This window comes from Brachybacterium sp. JB7, assembly GCF_003335205.1.
GTDB lineage: Bacteria > Actinomycetota > Actinomycetes > Actinomycetales > Dermabacteraceae > Brachybacterium > Brachybacterium alimentarium.
Map to the genome: position 1 here is coordinate 56,197 of NZ_QPGN01000009.1, position 23,788 is coordinate 79,984.

Consider the following 23,788-nt stretch of genomic DNA (forward strand, 5'->3'; position numbering starts at 1 on the left):
GAGACGGCGCGACCACGGAGGTCGCGGCCAGGGATCACCTGAAGGTCTGGACCATCGAGAGCGGGCACGAAGATCTCGCCGTCCGCTAATGAAGGAGAAGCACATGCGTTTGACGAGGCGTTCGATGCTGGGGGCGACGGCGATGACCGTCTCGATGACGGCTCTGGCCGCGTGCAGCAAGGATCCGGGCAACGGCGGGAGCGGCGGCTCCGACGGTGGTGGCGGCGAGCAGATCGCTTCCGACGCGAACGACATCAACGCCAAGGAGCGTGACGAGCTCGGCGAGGGCGGCGTGCTGCGTCTCGCGAACAACGCGTTCCCGGCGAACTGGAACCCGAACCATACCGATGGCAACGAGGGCAACACGACGGAGATGCTCGAGGCGATCTTCCCCGTCCTCACCTTGTCCGATGCTGCGGGCGTCGTCGGGCCGAACCCGTCATACACGAAGCGTGTCGAGCTCACCTCCGAGGACCCGCAGGTCATGGAGATCGAACTCAACGAGGGTATGACCTGGTCCGATGGCACTCCGATCGACTACAAGTCCATCGAGAACGTCTTCAAGGTCATGGACGGCTCCCAGGAGGAGTACGGGATCGCCTCGTCCGAGGGGTACAACCAGGTCGAGAAGATCGAGCAGGGTGACGACGACCTTACTGCTGTGATCACCTTCAAGGAGAAGTATGCCGACTGGCTCGGCCTCGCTTCGGTGATGCCCGACGCGCTCGTCGAGTCCGCGGACGCCTTCAACACCGGGTGGCTGGAGGAGCCACTGGTCACTGCCGGCCCGTACAAGGTCGGCAAGATCGACGCCGGGAACAAGACCGTGCTCCTCGAGCCGGACGAGAACTGGTGGGGCGACAAGGCCCTGTTGGATCAGGTGCTCTTCACGACGATCGAGGACCCCTCCGCGACCGCGACAAGCTTCCAGAACGGTCAGCTCGACGTCATCGAGACCACGGTTCCCGCCACCTACTCCGTGGTCGAACCGATGATCGGTGACGGTGTGGTCCTGCGCGAGGCAGCGGGCCCGAACTGGAGCCACATCACGCTGAACGGGACCGAGGGCAGGCCGCTCGCGGATCCCGCCCTGCGTCAGGCGGTGTTCCGCGCGATCGACCGCGAAGAGGTGTTCCTCTCGGTCAATTCCACGATGCCCTACCCGGACGACACCGAGCCGCTGAACAACCACCTCCTGATGACCAACCAGGAGGGGTACCAGGACAACTCGGGTGACTTCGGCAGCTACGATCCGGACGCCGCCAAGAAGCTCCTCGAGGACGCCGGCTACACCTTCGAGGACGATCTGGCCACCAAGGACGGCGAGCCGATCGAGATCACCTACGTCTACAACGACGGCTCGAAGACCAACGAGGCCGTCGTGCCCGTGGTCCAGGAGCAGCTCGCGGCGGTGGGCATCACCATGAAGGTGCAGAAGGTTCCGCCGACGGACCTCTTCTCCAAGTACGTGATCCCCGGCGAATTCGATCTCACCCTCTTCGGCTGGTTGGGGACCCCCTACCTGTCGTCGGGCGATGCGATTTGGAAGTCGACGGGAGAGCAGAACTTCGGCAAGGTCGGCAATGACGAGACGGACGAGCTCATCGAGCAGGCCGCGGTCGAGACCGATGAGGCCGCGCGTCTCGATCTGATCAACCAGATCGATGCGAACCTCTGGGAGCTCGCCGGCACGCTCCCGCTGTGGCAGTCCTATGACTTCTTCGTGCAGAACGAGGACCTGGCGAACTACGGGGCCAAGGGCTTCCAGACCCCCGACTGGACGAAGATCGGATACGTCGAGGGTTCCGCGAAGCTGGACGGCTGACCGGAAGCTGAGCAGAAGGCCCCGAGCGAGCACGCTCGGGGCCTTCGTGCATCCTGTTTCGAGCTGCGTCCGGCTCCGAGTATCCGGCTTCATCTCTGACGTCGACCGTACCTTCCGGCGGGGAAATCGCGGCGGGTTCCTCAGCCGCCGGCGAAGGGCGGAAGCACATCGAGAGTGTCGCCCTCCGTGAGCGCCCGGTCGTGGTCGGTGCAGGCCACGGCGTTCAGGAGGATGCTCGAGCGTCCGATCACGCGGGCCGCGTCCGCGGAGGCCGTGCGCAAGAGGTCCTCGAGCGCCTCGCGCAGTGTGGCTCCGTGCACGGTCGCCGTGTCGGCGCCGTACTCCGCGGCAGCGCCGGCGAAGAGCTGGACGGAGATGGCGGGAGCGTGGGCAGAGCCGGTCTCGGTGGGGGTCATGTCTCTCCTCGCAGTGACGTGGAGCGGCTCGGCGGCACACGGGCCATGTGCCTGATGGCGTTCAGCCGCCGATGGCGCTCATGGGGCGTTCGGGCTGGACGAAGTCGTCGCGATCCATGCCGTGGCCGGCCTTCTTGCCCCACTGGGCGGCCCGCCAGATCTCGGCGATGGCCTCGTCGTCGGCTCCGGAGCGCAGCGCGCCGCGCAGGTCGGTCTCCTCACGGGAGAACAGGCACGTGCGCACGCGGCCCTCGGCGGTGAGCCGGGTGCGTCGGCAGTCGGCGCAGAAGGGGCGGGTCACCGAGGCGATGATCCCGACCCGGCCCCGGTGGTGGCCGGTGGCCCGGTCGGCGACCTCGAACAGCTCGGCGGGGGCGCCGTCGCGCGCCTCGGCCACGGGGGCGAGGGAATAGCGCGGGGCGAGCATCTCGTGCACGTCGGCCGCGGAGATCATCGAGGAGCGGTCCCAGATATGGTCCGCATCCAGCGGCATCTGCTCGATCACGCGCAGCTGCAGATCCCGGGTGAGGCACCAGTCGAGCAGGTCGGGCAGCTCGTGGTCGTTGACGCCAGGCAGCAGGACGGCGTTGACCTTGATCGGATCCAGCCCCGCTTCGCGCGCCCCGTCGATCCCGGCGAGCACACGGTGCAGCAGCGGCCGGCGGCTGAGCCGTTCGAAGGTCTCGGAGACCACGGAGTCCAGGGAGACGTTGATGCGATCCAGTCCCGCATCCCGCAGGCGTGCCGCGCGATGGTCGAGACCGATCGCATTCGTGGTCAGCGAGATGTCCGGGCGCTGCGGCAGCGAGGCGACGCCGGCGATGATCTCCTCGAGGTCGGGGCGGGTCAGCGGCTCACCGCCGGTGAAGCGCACCTGCTCGATGCCCAGACGCTCCACGCCGATCCGCACCAGCCGCACCACCTCGTCGACCGAGAGCATCTGCTCCTTGTTCAGGAACGTGAGGCCGGAGGCGGGCATGCAGTAGGTGCAGCGCAGGTTGCAGAAATCCGTGAGCGACAGTCGAAGATCGGTGGCGGCGCGGCCGAAGCGGTCCGCGAGCGCGGTCGTCGCGGGCCGGTCCGAGGTGTCGGGCAGGGTCGAGACGGTCTCGTCCGTGGTGCGCAGCTTGGGCATGCCCAGGCCGATGCGGCGAGCGGCCATCGACAGCACCTCCTCGGCGGTGATCGGTTCGAGCTGCCGGCGGATCCGGTCCCTCCAGGATAGGCGTCCGTGTGACACCGTGCGTGATCCGGCGCGGGGCCCGGAGGAAGGCATCGGCCACACACGCGCCGCGAGGCGGGATACTGGAGGGGCCGCCGACCCCGACGGCCCTGCACCCTGCACGGATCGCCCTGAGGGATCGCACTGCTCGACTCACCCTGCTCGATCGGAGAGTGGACACGATGACCGCTGCCGAGCGCATCCCGCTCGCCGACCATGTGGCCGACGCGCTCGCGCTGCTCGCCCCGGTGCGCAGCGGCGAGGTGCTGCCGCTGGGTGCGCTCGCCGTCGGCCGGGTGGCACGGGTCGACGCCCGCTCCCGGGTGGACGTGCCCGGCCATGACAACTCGCAGATGGACGGCTACGCGGTCTGCACCGCGCACCTCGAGGCCGCCCTGACCGCCGACGGCTCGGCAGCGATGCCGCGAGGACCCATGATCGCGGCCGGGGACGCCCCCGGCACTCTCCACGCCGGCACCGCCCGACCGATCATGACCGGAGCACCGATCCCGCAGGGCGCCGACGCGGTGATCCCGGTCGAGGAGAGCGCAGCAGGACGCTTCGAGCCCGGGCGCGGCGGGGAGCCCGAGGGCAGCGAGAACGGGACCGTGACGTTGGCTCCCGTCTCGCGCGACCCCGGGCGCTACGTGCGGCGTCGCGGCTCGGACACCCACGCCGGGGATACCGTGCTGCGCGCCGGCCAGGTGCTCACGCCGGCCCGCATCGCCCACCTCGCCGCCTGCGGCCTGGCCGACGTGGAGGTCGAGTCACGGCTGCGGGTGATCGTGCTGTCCACCGGGAGCGAGGTCGCGGTCCCGGGTGCCTCCCCGGTGGCCGGAGGCGTGTTCGACGCCAACGGGCCGGGGCTCTCCGCGGCACTGGCTGCGGCCGGGGCGGAGGTCGTGCACTGTGCCGCCGTCCCGGACGATGCGGCCGCACTGCTCTCCCGACTGCGCGCTCTGGTCGACTCGTACGACGCCGACCTCGTCGTGACCAGTGGCGGCGTGAGCGCAGGAGCGTTCGAGGTGGTGCGGGACGCGGCCGGGTCCGCGGGCGTGACCATGGCCTTCCCGAAGGTCGCGATGCAGCCTGGGGGCCCGCAGGGCATCGGCACCCTCGATCTGCCCGCGCGGCGAGTGCCCTGGCTCGCCTTCCCCGGCAACCCGGTCTCCGCGCTGCTGAGCTGCGAGCTGATCGCCCGGCCGGCTCTCGGGGCGCCGCCTCGCACCCGTCTGCGTCTCCCGGTGGGGGTCGAGCTCCCGGAACCTTCCCCACTCGCCCTCGAGCAGTACCGTCGGGCTCGGCTCCTGCCATCGGGTCGGGTGCGCCTGGTCGGTGGGGCGTCCTCGCACCTGATCGGCGGGCTCGCCGCCGCCGATGCCCTCGTGATCGTCCCCGTCGGGACCGACATGGTGCACGACGGCGACATGCTGGAGACCGTGCTGATCCCTGGAGGAGACTCATGAACGACGTGTCCCACGACCTCTCGCACGTGCGGGCCGACGGCTCGGCGCACATGGTCGACGTGACCGACAAGGCGGTCACCTCCCGCGAGGCGACCGCACGGGCCGTGCTGCGCACCCGGCCCGATGTCGTCGGCCGCATCGCGAGCGGCGACCTGCCCAAGGGGGAAGCCCTTGCGACGGCGAGGATCGCCGGGATCATGGGGGCCAAGCGCACCAGCGATCTCATTCCGCTGTGCCATCCGCTGCCCCTGAGCGGGGTCGAGCTCGACCTCGTGCCCGCCGAGGACCGGGTGGAGATCACGGCCCGCGTACGCACCAGGGGCGTCACCGGCGTCGAGATGGAGGCGCTCACCGCGGCCACGGTCGCGGCGCTGACCGTGTACGACATGATCAAGGCCGTGGACCATCTGGCGAGCATCGAGAACGTCGAGGTGCTCGCGAAGTCAGGGGGCAAGAGCGGCGACTGGACCCGCAGCGGTCGAGAAGACTGCGGGGGAACGGGGCCGTCGGCCGCTGCAGAGGCGCCCACGGACGCTGCGCAGCAAGGGTCCCAGGAGGAGCAGAGATGAAGCAGATGCCCGCCCGACGCACCGATGCGGACTGCGCAGTGCGTGAGGACCCCGACGCCGCGCCGGCGCTGAGCGGCACCGCCCGCGTCATCATCGCCTCGACCCGCGCGGCCGACGGCAGCTACGAGGACCGCACCGGCCCCCTGCTGCTCCAGTGGCTGCAGAGCAGGGGCCTGGAGGCAGCGGACAAGCAGGTCGTCAGCGACGGCCCCGAGGTCGGTCGCGCCCTCTCCGTGGCGATCGACGCCGGGATCGACGTCATCATCACCTCCGGCGGCACCGGCATCAGCCCCACCGACGTCACCCCCGAGCAGACCGCTCCGCTGCTCGACCGGGAGATGCCCGGCATCCTTGAGGCCGTGCGCCGCCTCGGCGCCGAGAAGGCCCCGACGTCCCTGCTGAGCCGGGGGCTGGCCGGGATGGCCCGGCGCAGCTTCGTGGTGAACCTGCCCGGCTCCCGCGGGGGAGTGCGCGACGGGATCACGGTGCTCGACCCGATCCTCGACCACCTGCTCGAACAGCGCGACGGCGGGGGCCACGCATGAGCGCCGGCACCGAGCCCGAGCCGCTGCGCATCGAGGGCGACCCGGCGATGGGAGCAGCCGCCGAGCGCGTCCGCCTTGCCGAGGTGACCACGGAGCCGGTCTCCGTGGCCCGGATGGTCGAGGCCGTCGCGGATCCCCGCTGCGGCGCGGTCGTCACCTTCGACGGCGTCGTGCGCGACCACGACGGAGGCCGCGGCGTCGAGCGGCTGGAGTACTCGGCCCACCCCGGCGCGGCAGCCGTGATGCTCGAGGTCGCGCATGAGATCTCCGCGCGCTATCCGGACACGCTGATCGCCGTCGCCCACCGCTACGGGCCGCTCGAGATCGGGGACAGCGCCCTGGCCTGTGCGGTCGCCGCGCCGCACCGGAAACAGGCCTTCGTGGCCTGCGACGACCTCGTGGACACGGTCAAGCAGCGTCTGCCGATCTGGAAGCTCCAGGTGTTCGACGACGGCGAGAGCGAATGGGTGGGCGCGCTCGGCTGATCCGTGCCGTGCCGTGCCGTGCCTTTCGTGCCAGTGCCAGTGCCAGTGCCAGTGCCCGTGTGCGTGCGTGCCGTGCCTGTGCCTGTGCCTGTGCCTCTACCTGTGAGTGTGCCCGCGCCCGTCCGCATGCCCGTGCCCGTGCGCGTCGGCTGCGCGTCACCGCCCCGTCATCTGCGCTCGTTACGGTGGCACCATGCGCATCCTCCACCTCAGCGACACCCACCTCCACGGTGATCCCGCGGCTCGGCACTACGACCGGATCGACACCACGGCTGCCCTGCGCGGGCTGCTGGACCGCTTCGCCGCGGTCGACGGCCTGGACGCGATCGTCCACACGGGGGACGCCTCCGAGGACGGCACCCCCGAGAGCTACCGCCTGCTCCACGAGATCCTCGACCCCTTCGCCGCCGAGAAGGGCGCCGCGCTCGCCGTGGTGATGGGCAACCATGACGTCTCCGTCGCCTACGGGGAGACCATCGCGTTGGGGGACCGCGGCACGACGGTCCAGGACAGGGTGATCCCGCTCGAGACCGGAGGACGCATCGTCGTGCTCGACTCGAGCGTTCCGGGGGCGGGATACGGACATCTGGATCCCGAGCAGCTCACCTGGCTCTCCGGGGTGCTCGACGAACCCGCCGCGGGTGGCACCGTGCTGGCGATCCACCATCCTCCGCTGGTCGGCGCGACGACGCTGCTGCGGGCGCTGGACCTCGACGGGCTCGACGAGCTCGCCGCGGTGCTCGAGGGCTCCGACGTGCGGATCGTGCTCTCGGGCCATTACCACCACGAGATGACCGGGGCGATCGCCGGGATCCCGCTGCACGTGGTCCCCGGCATCACGAACGTCGTGGACCCGGTGACGGCGGGCGAGCACGAGCAGTCCCGGGCCCAATCCGGAGCCAGCCTGGTCGAGCTCGGTGCCGGGGCGCCCCGGGTGGTCACCTCGATCTTCCCCAACGCGGGTGACACCTCGGCAGATCCGGAGACCCCGGTCTACGACTTCGGGCCGGAGCAGGTCGCCGCGATCGTCGACGCGGCCGGGCGCTGATCCGCTCCCTCGCTTTCCGGCTCAGGGCAGCAAGAAGCCCCCGCGGATCCTCTCCACAGGGGCTCAGGCGATCAGTGGCTGTGCAGCCGACTCCTCAGTAGCCGAATCCGTAGGGACGGACGCCCTGGCTGCTGACGGGGCCGGGGGTGATCGGGTCCTGGCCGTGCTGGTGGCGGGCGGCGTTCCCGGCCGCGACGATGTCCTCAGCGAGCTGGGAATCGGAACGGCGGCGCAGCATGGCACCGAAGGCACGAAGAATGGTCATCAGGGGGAAATCTCCTCTGGGTCGGAGCGGCGGGATGCCGCGCCCTGGATCGCAGGGGCCACGGCAACGTCTCTGCTGTCAGTTCTACCGTGCGCGGGCTGAGGACTCCAGGCTTCGGAGCCCACTGGTTGCCAGGTTCACAATAAGCAGGTGACCTGGTGCGCAATGGTGATCTGCGCGATGTGTGGCGGGCCTGTGACGTGACGGACCGCGAGAGGGTCGGCCGTCGCCCGCACCGCGGTCCCGGACACCGATTTAGCACTCGCCTTGCATGAGTGCCAGCACGGTCCTACAGTTGTCCCGTTGGCAGTCGACGGCCGAGAGTGCCAGAAGCTGCCGCAGAGGGAACCTCCTCGGTCGGCACCGCGACGACGACCGGGATCGGGCTCCCTGCCCCTAGAACTCACAGAGTCATCTCTTCATGAAGGAGTGAGCCGCATGTCGGTCTCCATCAAGCCCCTCGAGGATCGCGTCGTCGTCAAGCCGCTCGAGGCCGAGCAGACGACTGCTTCCGGCCTCGTGATCCCCGACTCCGCCAAGGAGAAGCCCCAGGAGGGCGAGGTCGTCGCCGTCGGCGCCGGTCGTTTCGACGACAAGGGCGAGCGCGTCCCCATGGACGTCAAGGTCGGCGACAAGGTCGTCTTCTCCAAGTACGGCGGCACCGAGCTGAAGTACGGCAGCGACGAGTTCCTCGTGCTCGGCTCGCGCGACATCCTCGCGATCATCGAGGGCTGAAACACATGCCCAAGGAGATCATCTACAACGAGGACGCGCGCCGCGCTCTCGAGCGTGGCGTCGACAAGCTCGCCAACACCGTCAAGGTGACGCTCGGCCCCAAGGGCCGCAACGTCGTTCTCGACAAGAAGTGGGGCGCTCCCACCATCACGAACGACGGCGTGACCATCGCCCGTGAGATCGAGCTCGACGATCCCTACGAGAACCTCGGTGCCCAGCTCACGAAGGAGGTCGCGACCAAGACCAACGACGTGGCCGGTGACGGCACCACCACCGCCACCGTTCTCGCTCAGGCCATCGTGCACGAGGGTCTGCGCAACGTCGCCTCCGGCGCCGCTCCGTCGGCCCTGAAGCGCGGCATCGAGCAGGCCGTCGAGGCCCTCTCCGACAAGCTCGGCGAGATCGCCACCCCGGTCGACGGCAAGGAGCAGATCGCCTCCGTGGCGTCCGTCTCCAGCCAGGACCGCGAGATCGGCCAGCTGCTGGCCGAGGCGTTCGACAAGGTCGGCAAGGACGGCGTCATCACGGTGGAGGAGTCCTCCACCACCGCGATGGAGCTGGACTTCACCGAGGGGATGCAGTTCGACAAGGGCTACATCTCCCCGCACTTCGTCACCGATGCAGATCGCCAGGAGGTCGTCCTCGAGGACGCGCAGGTGCTGCTGCACCAGGGCAAGATCTCGGCCGTGGCCGACATCCTGCCGCTGCTGGAGAAGGTCGTCGAAGGCGGCAAGCCGCTCTTCGTGATCGCCGAGGACATCGACGGCGAGGCACTGTCCACGCTGGTCGTCAACAAGATCCGCGGCACCTTCAAGGGCGCGGCCGTCAAGGCTCCCGCGTTCGGCGATCGCCGCAAGGCGATGCTGCAGGACATCGCGGTGCTCACCGGTGCCCAGGTCGTCACCGCCGACCTCGGACTGGACCTCAAGACCGTCGACACCGACGTGCTCGGCCAGGCCGGCCGTGTGGTCATCACCAAGGACTCCACCACCATCGTGGGCGGCGCCGGTGACGACGAGGCCGTGGCCGATCGTGTCGCGCAGATCCGCGGCGAGATCGAGAACACCGATTCCGACTGGGATCGCGAGAAGCTCCAGGAGCGCCTCGCGAAGCTGGCCGGCGGCGTGTCCGTGATCAAGGTCGGAGCTCACACCGAGGTGGAGCTCAAGGAGAAGAAGATGCGCATCGAGGACGCGGTCTCCGCGACCCGCGCTGCCATCGAAGAGGGCATCGTGGCCGGTGGCGGCAGCGCCATCGTCCAGGCTGCCTCCGTGCTCGAGGGCGGCCTCGGGCTCGAGGGCGACGAGGCCGTGGGCGTGCGCGCCGTGGCCCGTGCGGTCGTCGAGCCGCTGCGCTGGATCTCCGAGAACGCCGGCCTCGAGGGCTACGTCGTCGTCGAGAAGGTCAAGGAGTCCCAGGTCGGTCACGGCCTGAACGCCGCGACCGGCGACTACGTCGATCTGGTCGCCGAGGGCATCATCGATCCGGTGAAGGTGACCCGCAGCGCGCTGCGTAACGCCGCCTCCATCGCCGGGATGGTCCTCACGACCGAGACCCTCGTGATCGAGAAGCAGGACGACGAGGAGGAGTGATCCTCACTCGAGCCGACCGGTAGGTCGCTCGACGTCGTCCGACGGGCGGGTGGAACGGGGAGACCCGGTCCGCCCGCCCGTCGGCATATCGGGCGTCCGACCTGCGGCGAGGATCACGTCTGGAGGGTCGTCGCGGCCTAAGATGGCCAGGTCCCTGTGCGACCACCGTGGGAGGAGCACCCGTGAGCAGCAGCCCTGATCTCGTGCATCCCGCGGGCGACGACAGTCTGCCCACGCGGACCTTCGGGCCCCCGGTCGGCGTCGTGCTCGGCACGCTCGGTGCGGGCTTCGTGTTCGCCGTGGTGCTCGAGTTCCTGGTGATCATCAGCTTCGTGGGCCAGCGGCTGTGGCGCGACCCCGCGCTGATGCACGACATCGTCTTCACCCTGCCCCTGCTGCTGTGGGTGCTGGTCGCGGCCGCCACGGCCGTGGTGTGCCTGCGGATCCTCACCGCCTGGCTGCAGATCGACGCGCACGGATTCGTGCTGCGCAGTCTCGCCCGGCGCACTCGCGCGGCACGCTGGGACGAGGTGGGTCGCGTGATCGCGGTGCGCGACATCGACCGCGGCGCCTCGGCGGCAGAGCTGCTCGAGGCGTCGGAGACCACCTACGACGGCGTGTACGTCATGGACCGGCAGGGGCGCCGGATGCTCGCCGTCTCCAGCCGCTTCTTCGGCCCGCGCGCCCAGGAGATGACGCTGCAGCGGGCCCGCGAGGCCGGCGTGCGCATCGACCACGTCGACGTGATCACTGCCGCGGACCTGCGCTCTCAGGCCCCGCAGGCGATGAGCGTCGTGGATCGCCACCCCAACCTCCTGCTCCTCCTGCTCGCGGTGTTCTACACCGCCCACAACGTCCTGACCTTCGCCGTGTGGGGGCTGTGAGCGAGCAGCCGGGACGAGCTGCCCGTCGTCGTGCCCGCCGTCGGCCGCCGCCCCTGCCCCAGCGCGAGGGACTGGACGCCGTGCGCTGGAGGGTCCCGCGCGACGCGGCCGAGGGACGTCCCGCCCTCGAGGCGCTGCTCGAACGCTTCCCCGCGCTCGCGGTGGCGGAGGCGACGCCGCTGGATGCACGATTCGTCCGGGGCGAGATCGTGGACGCGGACGGCAGCCCCTGGTCCGCAGATGCCCCCGTCGGCCCGGAGGACGAGCTGTGGTTCCACCGGGAGCTGCGCGAGGAGCACGTCCCCGAGGCGGAGCTGCCGATCATCCACCGTGACGAGCACCTGCTCGTGCTCGACAAGCCCCATGACATGGCCACCATGCCGCGAGGCGCGCATGTGCTCTCCAGTGCTCTGGTGCGCCTGCGCCGGGCCACCGGGATCGAGACCCTGGTGCCCCTGCACCGCCTGGACCGTCGCACTGCCGGCGTGCTCGCCTTCGGGATCGTGCCCGACGAGCGCTCCGCCTACCAGCAGCTCTTCGCGCGCGCCGAGGTGGCGAAGGGGTACGAGGCGCGAGTGCGGCTCGGACCGGAGACGTCGATCCCGACGACCCCGGGGGAGCGGGTGATGCTCCTGGACCGCCTCGTCAAGCAGCGCGGAGAGTTGATCACGCAGGTGCTGCCCGGCGAGCCGAACGTGCGGACACTGCTCGAGGTGGCCACCTCGGAGACCGACGGCACGCTGCTGCTGCGACTGCACCCGTGCACCGGACGCACGCATCAGCTCCGGGCGCAGCTCTCCTCCCGCGGCGCGCCGATCCTGGGGGAGGACCTCTATCCGGAGCCTCGCCCGTCGACGGACGGCGACGCGGTCCCCGGACTCCCGCTGCAGCTGCTCGCACGGTCGCTCGCGTTCCTCGACCCGATCACGGGGCAGGAGCGGCGCTTCCGCAGCGGTCGGCAGCTTGCAGGGGCGTGACTCACCACGGGCTGCCGGCGCTTGGCTGTCGGCACCTGGCTGCCAGTACTTGGCTGTCGGTACCTGGCTGCCAGCACTTGGCTGTCGGTTCCTGGCGGTCATCCCTGATGGTCCGTGCGCTCGCGGTCCGGCCCGGCCACCACCAGGAGACTCCCTGCGTGCGGAACGTACGCTGTCGCCGTGAGCACCCCTCAGATCCCCGACTCCGCCGTCCCGGAGCCCGCCCCGCGGCGGACCCGCAGCGGTGCCGTCATCGTGGGCCCCACCGTCGCCGCGCGCTATGTGCCCGGTGCCCTCATCGGCCTGCCGCTGATCTCTGTGCTGCTCTCGCCCTTCGCCGGTGCCGGCCTCCAGCAGTGGCGCCTCGGCCGGCTCCGGGGCGGCCACGATGGACTGCTCGAACAGCTCCTCTCCCCGGCATGGGTGCAGCTGCTGACGGGAGCGCTCCTGCTGTGGGCCCTGTTCGCCCTCTGGGCGATCGTGCCGATGCTCGTGACCCATCGCGTGGTCCATCTCGATGAGGCGGCCGGCACGCTCACGCTGCGCAAGGGGCTGCGCACCACAGACCGCGCCGACATCTCCCAGGTCGACCACGCCGTGGGGGAGGCGGAGCGCGGCAGCATCGCTCTGATCGGCCTGCGCGCCCGACCGCGCCACGGGGAGCCGGAGGACCGCCAATGGGTGGTCCAGGAGATCGGCTGGGACGCGAGATCGTTCGACGGCCTGCGAGTGTTGCAGGCCGCGGCCGGGTTGCGTCCCGCCCCGCCTCGCGGTGTGCTCGTGCGCGAGAACCGTCGGCGGCGGATCGCGCGGTCGAACCACGAGCTCGCCGAGCGTCTGGGCATGCCTTGGCGACCGCAGTACGAGTACGACGAAGAAGCCTTCCGTGCGGAGTTCGATCGCGTGCGGCGGGTGCTCGGTGGCAAGGAGGAGCCCCGACCCGCCGACCCCGAATAGAGCGGGAACCTGGCGGGCCGGGGCTGTATCCGGCGGTGCTGTGCTGTGCTGTGCCCGGCTGGACCGATGCGGCCCGGCTGGACCGATACGTCCGGGCCAGGCCCGGACGGGCCGGTGCCTCGCGGCCGGCGATGCGTGTCAGTCCGGCCGCATGCGGCTCAGAAGATCGCGCGCAGCACGAGCACCACGACGGCGCCGATGCTGGCCGCGGCGGGGAGCGTGATCACCCAGGCGAGGGCGATCGGCTTCATGAGCTTCCAGTTCGCCGCACGGTTCACGATGCCCACGCCGAGGACGGCGCCGATCAGGATGTGCGTCGAGGAGACCGGGAGTCCCAGCACGGAAGCCAGCATCACCACGGCCGCCGCAGCGAGCTCGGCGGCGAAGCCGGAGGACGGGTGCATCGAGGTCAGTCCGGAGCCGACGGTCGCGATCACCTTACGGCCGACGAACCACAGGCCGGAGATCAGGGCGATGCCGAAGGCGGCGAGGACCGCGGTCGGGACGGCCGCCTCCTCGGAGATCTCACCGGTGCTCAGCACATCGAGTACGGCGGCGAACGGACCCACCGCATTGGCGATGTCGTTGGCGCCATGGCTGAACGCGAAGGCCGAGGCCGTGAACACCTGCATCCAGCTGAACATGATGAACGTCGCGCGGGAGATCGACTGCTTCTTCAGAGCACGGGCGAACACCGTGACCGCCATCCACACAGCGATGCCCACCATGATCAGCAGCAGGATGCCGCCGCCGAGCGAGAGATCCAGGCCGACGTTCTTCAGCCCCTTGAAGACGAGCATCGCCGCGATCACGACGGCAGCACCCGCGGCCAGCGGCGGGACGCGCTTCTCCAGCGCGTGGTACGCGGCCTTGCGCTCGATCTTGCGAGCGGCCTTGCGCTTCTTCTTGGAGAGGCCGGCGGCCTGCGCCGCGAGCTCCGCGCCGGGGCCCCCCGGGGTGAGGTCGAGGGCCGCGGACTCGGCGAAGGCCGCCTGCTGCAGCTCGCTCACACGCTCGGAGGCGGGCACGTGTCGACGCTCTTCGTCCTCGTCCTCGTCCTCGTCGTCATCGTCGTCGTCCTCGGCATCGTCGAAGCCGTGCGATCCCAGGGCGATCGCCCGGGCGGCGGGGGCCAGGATGTGGCGCTTGATCGCTCCGAAGAGCAGGAAGGCCACGATGCCGCCGAGCAGCGGGGAGAGGATCCAGGAGATCGCGATCTGGCCGATCTCGCCCCACTGCACCATCTCCAGGCCGCCGGTGCCCGTGACGAGCCCGGTGGTGACGGCCGCGCCGACGATCCCGCCGATGATCGCGTGCGTGGTCGAGACGGGCCAGCCCATCTTCGTGGCCAGCAGCAGCCAGACCGCGGCGCCCAGCAGCGCGGACATCATGATGTAGACGAAGGACTGCGGGTCCACGTGCATGCTGTCGATGTCGACGATGCCGCTGCGCACGGTCTCGGTGACCGAGCTGCCCGCGAGCACGGCGCCGGAGACCTCGAAGACCGCCGCGACCATGAGCGCCTGCTTCATGGTCAGTGTGCCTGCTCCGACACTGGTGCCGAAGGAGTTGGCGACGTCGTTCCCGCCGATGTTGAAGGCCATGAAGAGCCCGAACGCGATCGCCAGCAGCAGCAGGGGCGGGCTCACGCCGGCGCCGGCGTGACCGAACGACCAGATGGCGAAGGCGATCACGGTGACTGCCGTCACCGCGCCTGCGCTGAGATGCCAGTTGCGGTCGGGTCCGAGGAACCCGGCCGTCACAGGAGCATCGATGGGGGGCTGGGCCTTCAAAGGCGGCATCGTCGATTTCCCGGGGTGTGTGAGGACTGGGGGCAGGGTCGTGCAGCGCCCCCGAGGGGCGCCGTCACTGTAGATCAGGATGCCACCCCGGTGTCCCTGCCGGACGCGCCGCGCGCGCGAGGCCCTGGTGAGCCGTCCGGCCCGGCGGCGTGGGCGTGATCTGGCGCTCCTTGTCTCCGCCTCCGGGCGTGATCCCGCCCACGCGATTCATCGTTGCTGGTCATCACCGCGCTGGATGATCCCGGTGGCGGTGATCGGGTCTGCACACGCAGCGTTCGCGCCGCTACCATCGGTGCATGACGAGCGCGGATCCCTTCGGTTTCATCGGACTCACCTACGACGACGTGCTGCTGCTGCCCGGGGAGACGGATGTCATCCCCTCGGACGCCGACACCACCAGTCGGCTCACGCGGGAGATCTCGCTGAAAGTGCCCCTCGCGAGCGCTGCGATGGACACGGTCACCGAATCGCGGATGGCCATCGCGATGGCGCGGCACGGCGGCATCGGCATCCTCCACCGCAACCTTTCGATCGAGGACCAGGCCCACCAGGTCGACCTCGTCAAGCGCACCCAGACCGGCCGCATCACCAACCCCGTGACCATCGGGCCCGACGCCACCCTCGAGGACTTCGACTCGATCTGCGGTCAGTATCGCGTCTCGGGCCTTCCCGTCGTCGATCCCTCCCGCCAGCTGCTCGGCGTCTGCACCAACCGTGACCTGCGGTTCATCCCGGTCGCCGAATGGTCCACCACCAAGGTCTCCGACGTGATGACCACGGAGTTGTTCACCGCTCCCGACGATGTCACGCCCGAGGAGGCCACCGCGCTGCTGCGCAAGAACAAGCGCGAGCGCCTCCCGCTGGTCGACGAGTCCGGTCGTCTCACCGGTCTCATCACGGTCAAGGACTTCGTGAAGTCCGAACAGTTCCCCGAGGCCTCCAAGGACAGCCAGGGCCGGCTGCTGGTCGGCGCCGGTGTCGGCTTCTTCGGCGACTCGCTCGAGCGTGCGGGTGCCCTGTGCGAGGCCGGCGTCGACGTGCTGGTGGTCGACACCGCGAACGGGCACGCGCGCCTGTCGCTCGAGATGATCCGCACGATCAAGGCCGATCCGTTCTTCGCCGGCGTCCAGGTGATCGGCGGCAACGTCGCCACCCGCGCGGGCGCGCAGGCCCTGGTCGATGCCGGGGCCGACGCCGTCAAGGTCGGCGTGGGCCCGGGCTCCATCTGCACCACGCGCGTGGTCGCCGGCGTCGGCGTCCCGCAGGTCACCGCGATCCACGAGGCGTCCAAGGCCTGCGGGCCGGCGGGCGTGCCGCTGATCGGCGACGGCGGCCTGCAGTACTCCGGCGACATCGCCAAGGCGCTCGTCGCCGGGGCGGACACCGTCATGGTCGGCTCCCTGCTGGCCGGCACCGAGGAGTCCCCGGGCGAGGTCGTCCTCGTCGGCGGCAAGCAGTACAAGGCCTACCGGGGCATGGGCTCGCTCGGGGCCATGTCCTCACGCGGCAAGGAGTCCTTCTCCAAGGACCGCTACTTCCAGGCCGATGTGCCCAGCGACGACAAGATCGTCCCCGAAGGCATCGAGGGCCGCGTCTCCTACAAGGGTCAGCTCGGCACCGTCGTCCACCAGCTCGTGGGCGGGCTGCATCAGTCGATGTTCTACGTCGGCGCGAACACGGTCCCCGAGCTCAAGGACCGCGGGCAGTTCGTGCGGATCACCGCGGCCGGGCTCAAGGAGTCCCATCCCCATGACATGGCAGCGATCATGGAAGCGCCGAACTACGCCTCTCACTGAGTCGTGCACCACGCCTCGCGCTGGGTCTCGCACCGAGCCTCGCGCCGAGTCTCGCACTGAGCCTCGCACGGGCGCGTCCTGATCGGTGGGGATAGCCCCCGCCGATCAGGACGGATCCCTGGATGGAGCGCGGCCGGAGCGGGCTCCTAGCATCGAGTTCATGAGCTTGCAGAACACGCAGTCCGCCGTCGGCCCGTCCTCCACGGAGACGCCCCATACGTCCTGGCAGGCCCCCGCCGGCGCCGGCACCGACGCGCCTTCCGATGCGCCTTCCCCGGAGCGGCGCGGTCGAGCAGTCGCTTCGTCCTGGGGGTTCGCGCTCGCGCTGATCGCGCTGCTCGGCTCGATCGCAACGATGGCCTTCGTGGGGCTGACGGTGGTGCCGATGGAGACCGCCTCGGGCTATCACCTCAGCGACACCCCTGCCTGGTATCAGACAGCGGTGCTCGGGGCCTTCGGATCACTGCTGCTGTGGACCGTGATGGGTATCGCCGCGATCGTGCTGGGCATCGTCGGCCTGGTCGGGAACCGTGGGACGATCCGCGGCGTCCTCGCGATCGTGCTCAGCGTGGTGGCTCCCCTCCTGGTGCCTGTCGTCCTGGGCACGACCATGGCGGTGGACATCGCCCAGCTCTGAGACGAGCCGTCCGCCGGTGCACTTCGGCGCGAGTTGCCCGGGACCGGGCCTCCCGAGCGGAGGTCCGCGGCCCGGGGAGGGGCGCGGGAGGAAAGGGTCCTGTGGGTCCTGTGGACGACGGGTCAGGAACGTCGGCCCCGGCATCTAGGCTGGCCCCATGACTGCGGCACCCCTGTCCTGGACCGATGCGCCCCTGCTCGGATTCGACACCGAGACCACCGGCACCAATGTGGCCTCCGACCGGATCGTCACGGTGGCCCTCGTGCACTCGGTGGGGCCCGGCCGTGGGAGCGAGACGGTCGCGACCTGGCTGATCGATCCGGAGATGGACATCCCCGAGCCTGCCCAGCGGGTCCACGGGATCAGCACCGAGCACGCCCGCGCCCATGGCATGACGGCGACCGAGGCGCTCGAGGAGGTCGTGACGATGATCGCCGACGCCCTCGGCAAGGACGTCCCGCTCGTCGCGTTCAACGGCGGCTTCGACCTCGCGATCCTCGAGAACGAGCTGACCCGTCTGGGCCTGCCCACGCTCGCCCAGCGACTGGGCCATGACATCGCCCCGGTGATCGATCCGCTGGTGGTGGACCGTGGGGTGGATCGCTACCGCAAGGGCAAGCGGACGCTCACCGACCTCCTGGCCCACTTCGACATCCAGCAGGACGGTCGGCTGCATACGGCCGACGTCGACGTCTCCGCGACGCTCGACGTGCTGCGGGCGATCGTCGCCAAGCACCCCCAGATCGCCGCCTCGTCCCTTGCGGACCTCCACCGCGAGCAGGTCGGCTGGCACCGCACCTGGGCGGAGAACTTCAACGAGTTCCTCAAGAAGAAGGGCAAGACGCCCGACGTCAACACCAGCTGGCCGCTGTGACAAGAGCTAGCGTCCGTGCCTGTCCGGGGCCGTTCGCGGCGCTGATGCCCGGTTCTGATCCGGCCGACGGTAGACTCCCGGTGTGATGAGCGAGATCGAGATCGGCCGCAACAAGCGGGGACGCCGCAGCTACAGCTTCGACGACGTGGCGGTGGTGCCATCCCGTCGTACGCGAGACCCCGAAGACGTCTCCACCGCGTGGCAGGTGGACGCCTACCACTTCGACATCCCGATCTTCGCGGCCCCCATGGACTCGCTGATGTCGCCGGAGACCGCGATCCAGCTCGGCGAGGCCGGCGGGCTCGGCGTGCTGGACCTCGAGGGCCTGTGGACCCGGTACGAGGACCCCTCCGCCCAGTTCAAGCAGGTCGCGAGCGCTTCGGACGACGAGGTCGTGCAGGTCATGCGCGACATCTACGAAGAGCCGGTCAAGCCTGAACTGATCCGTGACAGGATCCAGCAGCTGCGGGACGCCGGCGTCACCGCCGCCGGTTCTCTCTCCCCGCAGCGCACCCAGGAGCATTGGAAGACCGTCGTGGACGCCGGGGTCGACCTGTTCTTCATCCGGGGCACCACGGTCTCCGCCGAGCATGTCTCCACCGGCCGGGAGCCGCTGAACCTCAAGCGATTCATCTACGAGCTCGACGTGCCCGTGATCGTCGGCGGCTGTGCGACCTACACCGCCGCTCTGCATCTCATGCGCACCGGGGCGGCCGGCGTGCTGGTCGGCTTCGGCGGCGGCGCGTCGCAGACCACCCAGGAGACCCTCGGGATCTCCGTCCCCCTCGCGAGCGCCGTGGCGGACGTCGCCGCAGCTCGCCGCGATTACATGGACGAATCGGGCGGCCGTTACGTGCACGTCATCGCCGACGGCGGACTGGGGCGCTCCGGCGATCTGATCAAGGCGATCGCCTGCGGCGCCGACGGTCTCATGGTGGGTGCCGCCCTCGCCCGCGCCGAGGAGGCTCCCGGCCACGGCCACCACTGGGGGAGCGAGGCGCACCACCCCACGCTCACCCGTGGTCACCGCGTCGACGTGGGCACCGTCGCACCGCTCGAGCAGATCCTGTTCGGTCCGTCGATCGCGGCCGACGGCTCGACCAATCTGGTCGGTGCCCTGCGTCATGCGATGGCCACCACCGGGTACCTCGACCTCAAGGAGTTCCAGCGCGTCGAGGTCGTGACCACCGCGTGATCCTCGAGTCGAGCGCGCGATGACCATCCGGGCCGGGGGCGTGCCCTCCGGCACCGCCGCGCGGGGCAGGCGGCAGGGCCGCCTCATGCCGACGCTGGCGCTGCTCCTGGGGCTGCTGTGCGTCGCAGTGTGCATGCTGCTGCTGTTCGGCCCGATGTACGAGGAGTATGCGAACCCTGGTTTCCTGGTGGCGGGTGCCGCATACGCTGCATTGGCTCCCGTCCTGCCGTGGTGGATCTACGTGCTCCTGATGGAGCGCTTCACCGTGGTCGCGCTCATCATCCTGCTGCTCGTTCTCGCGGTGCTGCCCTGGGGGATCGCAAGGTTCCGGCAACGTGCCTCCCGCAGCCGGCCCTCCTCAACAGCACCCCCTGCCTGGACTTCCACGTCCTCCTGGTCGAGCGGGGGCTCGTCGGCACTGAGCGGCGGAATCTCCTGGCAGGTCACTCGCACGCAGCGCTCCTCGTCCGTGACCTTCGGTGACGACGACCTCCTCGTATCCGACGACGGCGCGGGCGCAGGTGTGGGACTGATGAGCGTCCAGGACCTGAAAGCCATGGCCGGCGTCGCAGGCATCCCCTGGAAGTCCGTCTACGAGACCGAGGGCGGTGCCCGTGCACTCCTGGAGATCCTCCGGGCGCTGCATGCCGGTCCGTCCGCGCGGTCCAGCTCGGACTCCACGCGGCGCTCCGCCGCAGAACCGCGCACCGAGGACGCGCCGGCCGGGCAGAACGCATTCGCCTCGTCGAGTGACCCGAGTGACCCGAGTGACCCGAGTGACCCGAGTGACCCGAGTGACCCGAGTGGCTTGAGCTACCCGAGCGACGCGAGCGAGCCGAATGGCTTGAACGACCCGAGCGATGCGAATGACGTGGGGCTGGAGCAGTCCACGTCGGCTGCAGAGCAGCCGGCGTTCAGCGCGGGACAGCCGGTGTTCGCCGCTGAGCAGCCGCCGTTCCCCGCTGCCCAGCCGTCACCGACGGCGGGGACGCGCTCGTCGGCTGACGGGTCGATGACGCACGACGCTCCGGGTTCGAGCATCTGGAGCAGTGGATTCACCGCCTCCTCGGGGTCGGTCTACACGCCGACCTCCCTCTACGACTCCGCTCGGGCGGAGCACGAGATCTTGGGCGACGACGACCAGGACCAGGGCGAGGAGGTGAGCCGATGAGCGACCGCGCCGAGAACGTCCGCGCGGCCGGTGACGGCGCGGGACGGATCCTGCGCCCCTGGCGGCTCGTGATCGCGCTCGTGCTGGCCGTCGCGGCCTCTCTGTGGGTCTACGACGGATACACCGGGGTGCTCCACAGTTGGTCGCAGTTCAGGTACGCACGATATTTCGTGTTCGATCCGGCCAGCGGATTCCCCAGCCTCGTGCTGGCGCTCTTCGTCCTGTCCGCTGTGCCCGGGATGCTCGTCCGGCTGGGCAGCCGTCGGCGCATTCAGGAGACACGCACCCGGACACCCTCCGGAGCATCATCAGGTGGACCTGGGGCCTCGACGACGGATGAGGAGCTGCTGCGTGTGCCGTCGACGGAGCTCTCCGAATTGGGCGTCGAGCACCGCTGGCAGATGGCCCAGGCGCTCGGCATCCCGTGGCGTGATGAGCTGATCGTCGACGCTCAGGGGTGGGCCGTTGCATGCCGCGAGGCGGCAGAGCGTGAGGCTGACCGGCTTCGTCAGTGATCGGACTCTGCGATGCCTCCGCACAGATCCGCGGATGCCGAACGACGCAGAGAGGAACCTCGGGAGAGGGGTGGGGCAGTGGATCTCGTCTGGATGGTGTTGCTCGGAGTCGTCCTCGTCGTGGTGGGCACGCGGACAGGCTCGCGGAAGCGCTCCAAGAATCGTCGGGACCGCTCCCCGTCGAATGACGGGGCACGGCAGGACTCCTGGCCGACGCCGGGGCGCACCACAGTGACGATGCGTCGCAAGGTCGAGCCGTGGCGACCCAAGGGCCGCGCGCAAGCGTCGACTCAGAAGAGCGCGGAACCTCCGCAGAACCCGGAGTCCCCGCTGAGCCCGGCGAGCACGATCGGCGCGGCGACGACGCCTGAGCAGGCAGCCCCGGAGACGCGGATGGACCAGGAGCCGGCTCCCTCGCAGGCCCCGTCGGCAGTGATGGAGCCGGCCGAGACGGAACCGGCCGAGACGGAGCCGGCCGAGAGGGAACCGGCCGCCGCGGCGGACGAGGCCACGCCTGCGCTGCCGACGGTGCCCGCGGAACCGGACCGGCTGGACAGCGTCGGTCAACCGGACGGCGCCGAGGTGCCGAGCGAAGCAGAGGTGTCGAACAGTGCCGAGCTGTTGAATGGAGCCGAGCTGCCGAACGGCGCCGAGCTGCCGGATGGCCCGGAACTGACGGATACCCCGGAACTGACGGATATCTCTGACCCGCAGACGCCCGCGTACGAGACGGAGCTCCCGGAGGCCTGGGCCTCGCTGACCACCCCTGCCGTGTTCTCTGGGAGCTCTGCGGTCTACACCCCGACGAGCGTCTACCGGAGTGGCTTCTCGCTGACCGCGGACTCCGCGGACCCTCCGGAGGATCAGGACCCTCAGGAGGGTCAGGACGAACAGGGCCCTCGGGGGGAACAGAACCCTTAGGGCGGTCCGGACGATAGGGGTCCGCGGTCGACCTCACGGGACGAGCAGGCGCCCGCCCCCTGAGGATGACCGCGGAGCCCGGGCCCTCGGGGACGCTCGGCGTCAGGACCGCACGCGCGCGATGATCCCCCAGACCAGCAGTGCGATCGCGAGCAGGCCCAGCACGATCGGGATCACCAGGCCGATGACGAGGGCGATGAGGGTGCCGCCCACTCCGACCTCACCGATCGCGACGTCGCCGGCTCCAGCGCAGGTGATGGTGACCTCCTGATCGGAGGTGACGTCCAGTTGACCCACCGGCGTGTACTCCGTGCCGTCGACGGTCGCTGTCAGGGTGGTGACCTCGGGCTCCCAGTTGACTCCCGCACCGTCCTCGACCGTGCATGACGCCGAGTTCGCCTCGGTCGTGGGGACGTACACGAAGTGCAGCGAGGACGACGAGGCGTCGAACGTGACGGAATCGCTTCCGGACGGCACCGGGGTCACGGAGAGCATCGCGATCATCATGACGACGACACCGGCGAGAATGGGCATCACGAGCAGGCCGATGCCGTTGGCGATGATGCCCAGGCTGCCGAAGATGATCCGCTTCAGGCCCCGCTTCCTGCGCGGCTCGTAGTAGGTGCCGTAAGGCTGCTGGTACGCCATCAGTTCCCCCTGGGTACGCCGTAGATGGTCCCCACAGAATACGGGCTGGAGCGCTCTCGCGAGACGGGGAGGACTACCCATGGCCGGACGGTGCCGGGACCAGAGCGGCCACTGTCGGCACAGCGGGCTGCCGCACTTGTTTACGGACCGAAGGTGTTGCATAATTCATTCGGACGAGACCTGTCGTGCGGTCGCGCCGCTGACGCACCGCGGCTCGTCGGCAGCGGATTCGGGCGGCGCCGATGCCGGTTTCGGTGCGGGCGATGGTGGTGGCCGGCGGCCCGAGGACTGCCGGTCGACGTCGCCTGCGGCGATGAGGTCATTCGGATCCCGAGACGCCTCTTGTCACCGCAGCGACCGCACCCCATACTCGATCTGACACAGCGTCAGGAAAATGGGTTCGGGTAGATGTTCGGCGACGATCCGACGATCCGACGATCCGACGGTCCGACGGCTCGACGGTTCACCGGTCCGACGGCCGGACAGTCTGCCGGACTCCGGCCCCGGATCGATCGCTCTCTTCCGGCGCACCATGCAGAACGAGGAGCGTCATATGGCCATCACCACGACAGCGGGGGAGAGCACTGCGGTGCAGGATCCGGCCACGAGTTTCTCGACCCTCCTTCGGGAGGCGACGCGCGAGGAGCACTCCGACGCGGAGAACAAGGGCTTCATCACCCGCCTGATGGGCGGCGAGCTGCTGGAGGAGGACTACTGGCGACTGCTCTCGCAGTATCTGCCGGTGTACGTGGCCCTCGAAGAGGCGATCTCCGCGGCCGCCGAGCACGACGCGCTCGCGGCCGCTTTCCACGATCCGCGCTTCGCTCGCGCCGCGGCGATCCGGGAGGACTTCGCACGACGCTTCGGTGAACACGACGGGATCGACGCGCCCCTGCCCGTGACGCAGCGGTACGCGGTGCGGATCCGTGAGGCGTCGGTTCCGCAGCTGCTCGCGCACCACTACCTGCGCTATCTCGGTGACCTCTCCGGGGGACAGGCGATCGGTGCTCTGGTCGCGCGCCACTACGGCGTGCCGCGCGAGCAGCTGACGATGTGGGACTTCAGCGACATCGACGCCCCCAAGCGGGTCAAGGACGCCTACCGGGCACAGTTGGACGAGATCGTGGATCCGCGGGTGCGCGAGGACTACCTGGACGAGGCGAAGCTCGGCTACCAGCTGGCAGGCGAGATGTTCCGCGCGCTGGACGCCTGAGCAGGTCTCGCCGCGCTCGCCCGGCGCGAG

Annotated in this window: 24 protein-coding genes; 19 read left to right on the top strand and 5 right to left on the bottom strand. The window is 69.8% G+C overall.

What is annotated here, in order from left to right; translation table 11 throughout:
• The first annotated feature begins 103 nt into the window (after positions 1–103).
• Positions 104–1,825 carry an ABC transporter family substrate-binding protein gene (locus CIK81_RS11920; protein ID WP_114305066.1) on the top strand — a complete coding sequence of 574 codons (1,722 nt, stop codon included), beginning with the start codon at positions 104–106 and terminating at the stop codon, positions 1,823–1,825.
• A gap of 140 nt (positions 1,826–1,965) precedes the next feature.
• Here CIK81_RS11920 and CIK81_RS11925 read toward each other — a convergent pair whose 3' ends face one another.
• Complete coding sequence (locus CIK81_RS11925) at positions 1,966–2,241, bottom strand: MoaD/ThiS family protein (protein ID WP_114305067.1); 276 nt, start codon at positions 2,239–2,241, stop codon at positions 1,966–1,968.
• A gap of 61 nt (positions 2,242–2,302) precedes the next feature.
• Complete coding sequence (moaA, locus tag CIK81_RS11930) at positions 2,303–3,403, bottom strand: GTP 3',8-cyclase MoaA (protein ID WP_096164227.1); 1,101 nt, start codon at positions 3,401–3,403, stop codon at positions 2,303–2,305.
• Positions 3,404–3,645: 242 nt separating this feature from the next.
• Here moaA and glp point away from each other — a divergent pair, with 242 nt between their 5' ends.
• From glp to CIK81_RS11955, 5 genes are all read left to right on the top strand, one after another.
• Positions 3,646–4,929, top strand: a complete 1,284-nt coding sequence (gene glp / locus CIK81_RS11935; protein ID WP_096164228.1) for a gephyrin-like molybdotransferase Glp — start codon at positions 3,646–3,648, stop codon at positions 4,927–4,929.
• Positions 4,926–5,498, top strand: a complete 573-nt coding sequence (gene moaC / locus CIK81_RS11940; protein WP_176485535.1) for a cyclic pyranopterin monophosphate synthase MoaC — start codon at positions 4,926–4,928, stop codon at positions 5,496–5,498. The genes glp and moaC overlap by 4 nt, the downstream gene beginning before the upstream one ends.
• Positions 5,495–6,043, top strand: coding sequence for a molybdenum cofactor biosynthesis protein B (locus tag CIK81_RS11945; protein WP_096163915.1), 549 nt, complete (start codon positions 5,495–5,497; stop codon positions 6,041–6,043). Before moaC ends, CIK81_RS11945 begins: the two co-directional genes overlap by 4 nt.
• Positions 6,040–6,528 (top strand): molybdenum cofactor biosynthesis protein MoaE, encoded by a 489-nt coding sequence (locus CIK81_RS11950; RefSeq protein WP_241964141.1) that lies wholly within the window; start codon positions 6,040–6,042, stop codon positions 6,526–6,528. The genes CIK81_RS11945 and CIK81_RS11950 overlap by 4 nt, the downstream gene beginning before the upstream one ends.
• Before the next feature lie 193 nt (positions 6,529–6,721).
• Positions 6,722–7,576: a metallophosphoesterase gene (locus CIK81_RS11955; protein WP_096163916.1), complete on the top strand. Its 855-nt coding sequence runs from the start codon at positions 6,722–6,724 to the stop codon at positions 7,574–7,576.
• Between the two features lie 94 nt (positions 7,577–7,670).
• On the opposite strand, the gene CIK81_RS18215 is transcribed toward CIK81_RS11955, so the two are convergent.
• Complete coding sequence (locus CIK81_RS18215) at positions 7,671–7,841, bottom strand: hypothetical protein (protein WP_158542019.1); 171 nt, start codon at positions 7,839–7,841, stop codon at positions 7,671–7,673.
• A 438-nt stretch (positions 7,842–8,279) separates the two neighbouring features.
• Here CIK81_RS18215 and groES point away from each other — a divergent pair, with 438 nt between their 5' ends.
• The 5 genes from groES (at position 8,280) to CIK81_RS11980 (ending at position 12,986) form a co-directional block, all read left to right on the top strand.
• Positions 8,280–8,576: a co-chaperone GroES gene (groES, locus tag CIK81_RS11960; protein ID WP_096163917.1), complete on the top strand. Its 297-nt coding sequence runs from the start codon at positions 8,280–8,282 to the stop codon at positions 8,574–8,576.
• 5 nt (positions 8,577–8,581) lie between these two features.
• On the top strand, positions 8,582–10,168 hold the full coding sequence (groL, locus tag CIK81_RS11965; RefSeq protein WP_096163918.1) for a chaperonin GroEL: 1,587 nt from the start codon (positions 8,582–8,584) through the stop codon (positions 10,166–10,168).
• A 182-nt stretch (positions 10,169–10,350) separates the two neighbouring features.
• Positions 10,351–11,052: a hypothetical protein gene (locus CIK81_RS11970; RefSeq protein WP_096163919.1), complete on the top strand. Its 702-nt coding sequence runs from the start codon at positions 10,351–10,353 to the stop codon at positions 11,050–11,052.
• On the top strand, positions 11,049–12,029 hold the full coding sequence (locus CIK81_RS11975) for a pseudouridine synthase (RefSeq protein WP_241964142.1): 981 nt from the start codon (positions 11,049–11,051) through the stop codon (positions 12,027–12,029). Before CIK81_RS11970 ends, CIK81_RS11975 begins: the two co-directional genes overlap by 4 nt.
• Positions 12,030–12,209: 180 nt before the next feature.
• Positions 12,210–12,986: a hypothetical protein gene (locus tag CIK81_RS11980; protein WP_241964143.1), complete on the top strand. Its 777-nt coding sequence runs from the start codon at positions 12,210–12,212 to the stop codon at positions 12,984–12,986.
• A 158-nt stretch (positions 12,987–13,144) separates the two neighbouring features.
• On the opposite strand, the gene CIK81_RS11985 is transcribed toward CIK81_RS11980, so the two are convergent.
• Positions 13,145–14,779: an inorganic phosphate transporter gene (locus CIK81_RS11985; RefSeq protein WP_346218059.1), complete on the bottom strand. Its 1,635-nt coding sequence runs from the start codon at positions 14,777–14,779 to the stop codon at positions 13,145–13,147.
• Positions 14,780–15,084: 305 nt separating this feature from the next.
• Between CIK81_RS11985 and guaB the strand changes: the two genes are divergently transcribed.
• The 7 genes from guaB to CIK81_RS18035 all read left to right on the top strand — a co-directional run bounded on the left by guaB (position 15,085) and on the right by CIK81_RS18035 (position 21,897).
• Positions 15,085–16,584 (top strand): IMP dehydrogenase, encoded by a 1,500-nt coding sequence (guaB, locus tag CIK81_RS11990; RefSeq protein WP_096163922.1) that lies wholly within the window; start codon positions 15,085–15,087, stop codon positions 16,582–16,584.
• A gap of 160 nt (positions 16,585–16,744) precedes the next feature.
• On the top strand, positions 16,745–17,221 hold the full coding sequence (locus CIK81_RS11995; protein WP_114306958.1) for a hypothetical protein: 477 nt from the start codon (positions 16,745–16,747) through the stop codon (positions 17,219–17,221).
• A gap of 157 nt (positions 17,222–17,378) precedes the next feature.
• Positions 17,379–18,095, top strand: coding sequence for an exonuclease domain-containing protein (locus CIK81_RS12000; RefSeq protein WP_114306957.1), 717 nt, complete (start codon positions 17,379–17,381; stop codon positions 18,093–18,095).
• 85 nt (positions 18,096–18,180) lie between these two features.
• On the top strand, positions 18,181–19,290 hold the full coding sequence (locus CIK81_RS12005) for a GuaB3 family IMP dehydrogenase-related protein (protein WP_096163926.1): 1,110 nt from the start codon (positions 18,181–18,183) through the stop codon (positions 19,288–19,290).
• Positions 19,291–19,309: 19 nt separating this feature from the next.
• The gene (locus tag CIK81_RS12010; RefSeq protein ID WP_114355754.1) at positions 19,310–20,461 is read left to right on the top strand and encodes a hypothetical protein; all 1,152 of its coding nucleotides are present in this window, start codon (positions 19,310–19,312) and stop codon (positions 20,459–20,461) included.
• A complete protein-coding gene (locus CIK81_RS12015) occupies positions 20,458–20,976 on the top strand; it encodes a hypothetical protein (RefSeq protein WP_114306955.1) in 519 nt (172 codons plus the stop codon). Before CIK81_RS12010 ends, CIK81_RS12015 begins: the two co-directional genes overlap by 4 nt.
• A gap of 435 nt (positions 20,977–21,411) precedes the next feature.
• Complete coding sequence (locus tag CIK81_RS18035; RefSeq protein ID WP_147272358.1) at positions 21,412–21,897, top strand: hypothetical protein; 486 nt, start codon at positions 21,412–21,414, stop codon at positions 21,895–21,897.
• A gap of 102 nt (positions 21,898–21,999) precedes the next feature.
• Here CIK81_RS18035 and CIK81_RS12025 read toward each other — a convergent pair whose 3' ends face one another.
• A complete protein-coding gene (locus CIK81_RS12025; protein WP_096163930.1) occupies positions 22,000–22,545 on the bottom strand; it encodes a hypothetical protein in 546 nt (181 codons plus the stop codon).
• 553 nt (positions 22,546–23,098) lie between these two features.
• On the opposite strand from CIK81_RS12025, the gene CIK81_RS12030 reads away from it, so the two are divergent.
• The gene (locus tag CIK81_RS12030) at positions 23,099–23,758 is read left to right on the top strand and encodes a heme oxygenase (biliverdin-producing) (protein ID WP_096164231.1); all 660 of its coding nucleotides are present in this window, start codon (positions 23,099–23,101) and stop codon (positions 23,756–23,758) included.
• Positions 23,759–23,788 lie beyond the last annotated feature (30 nt).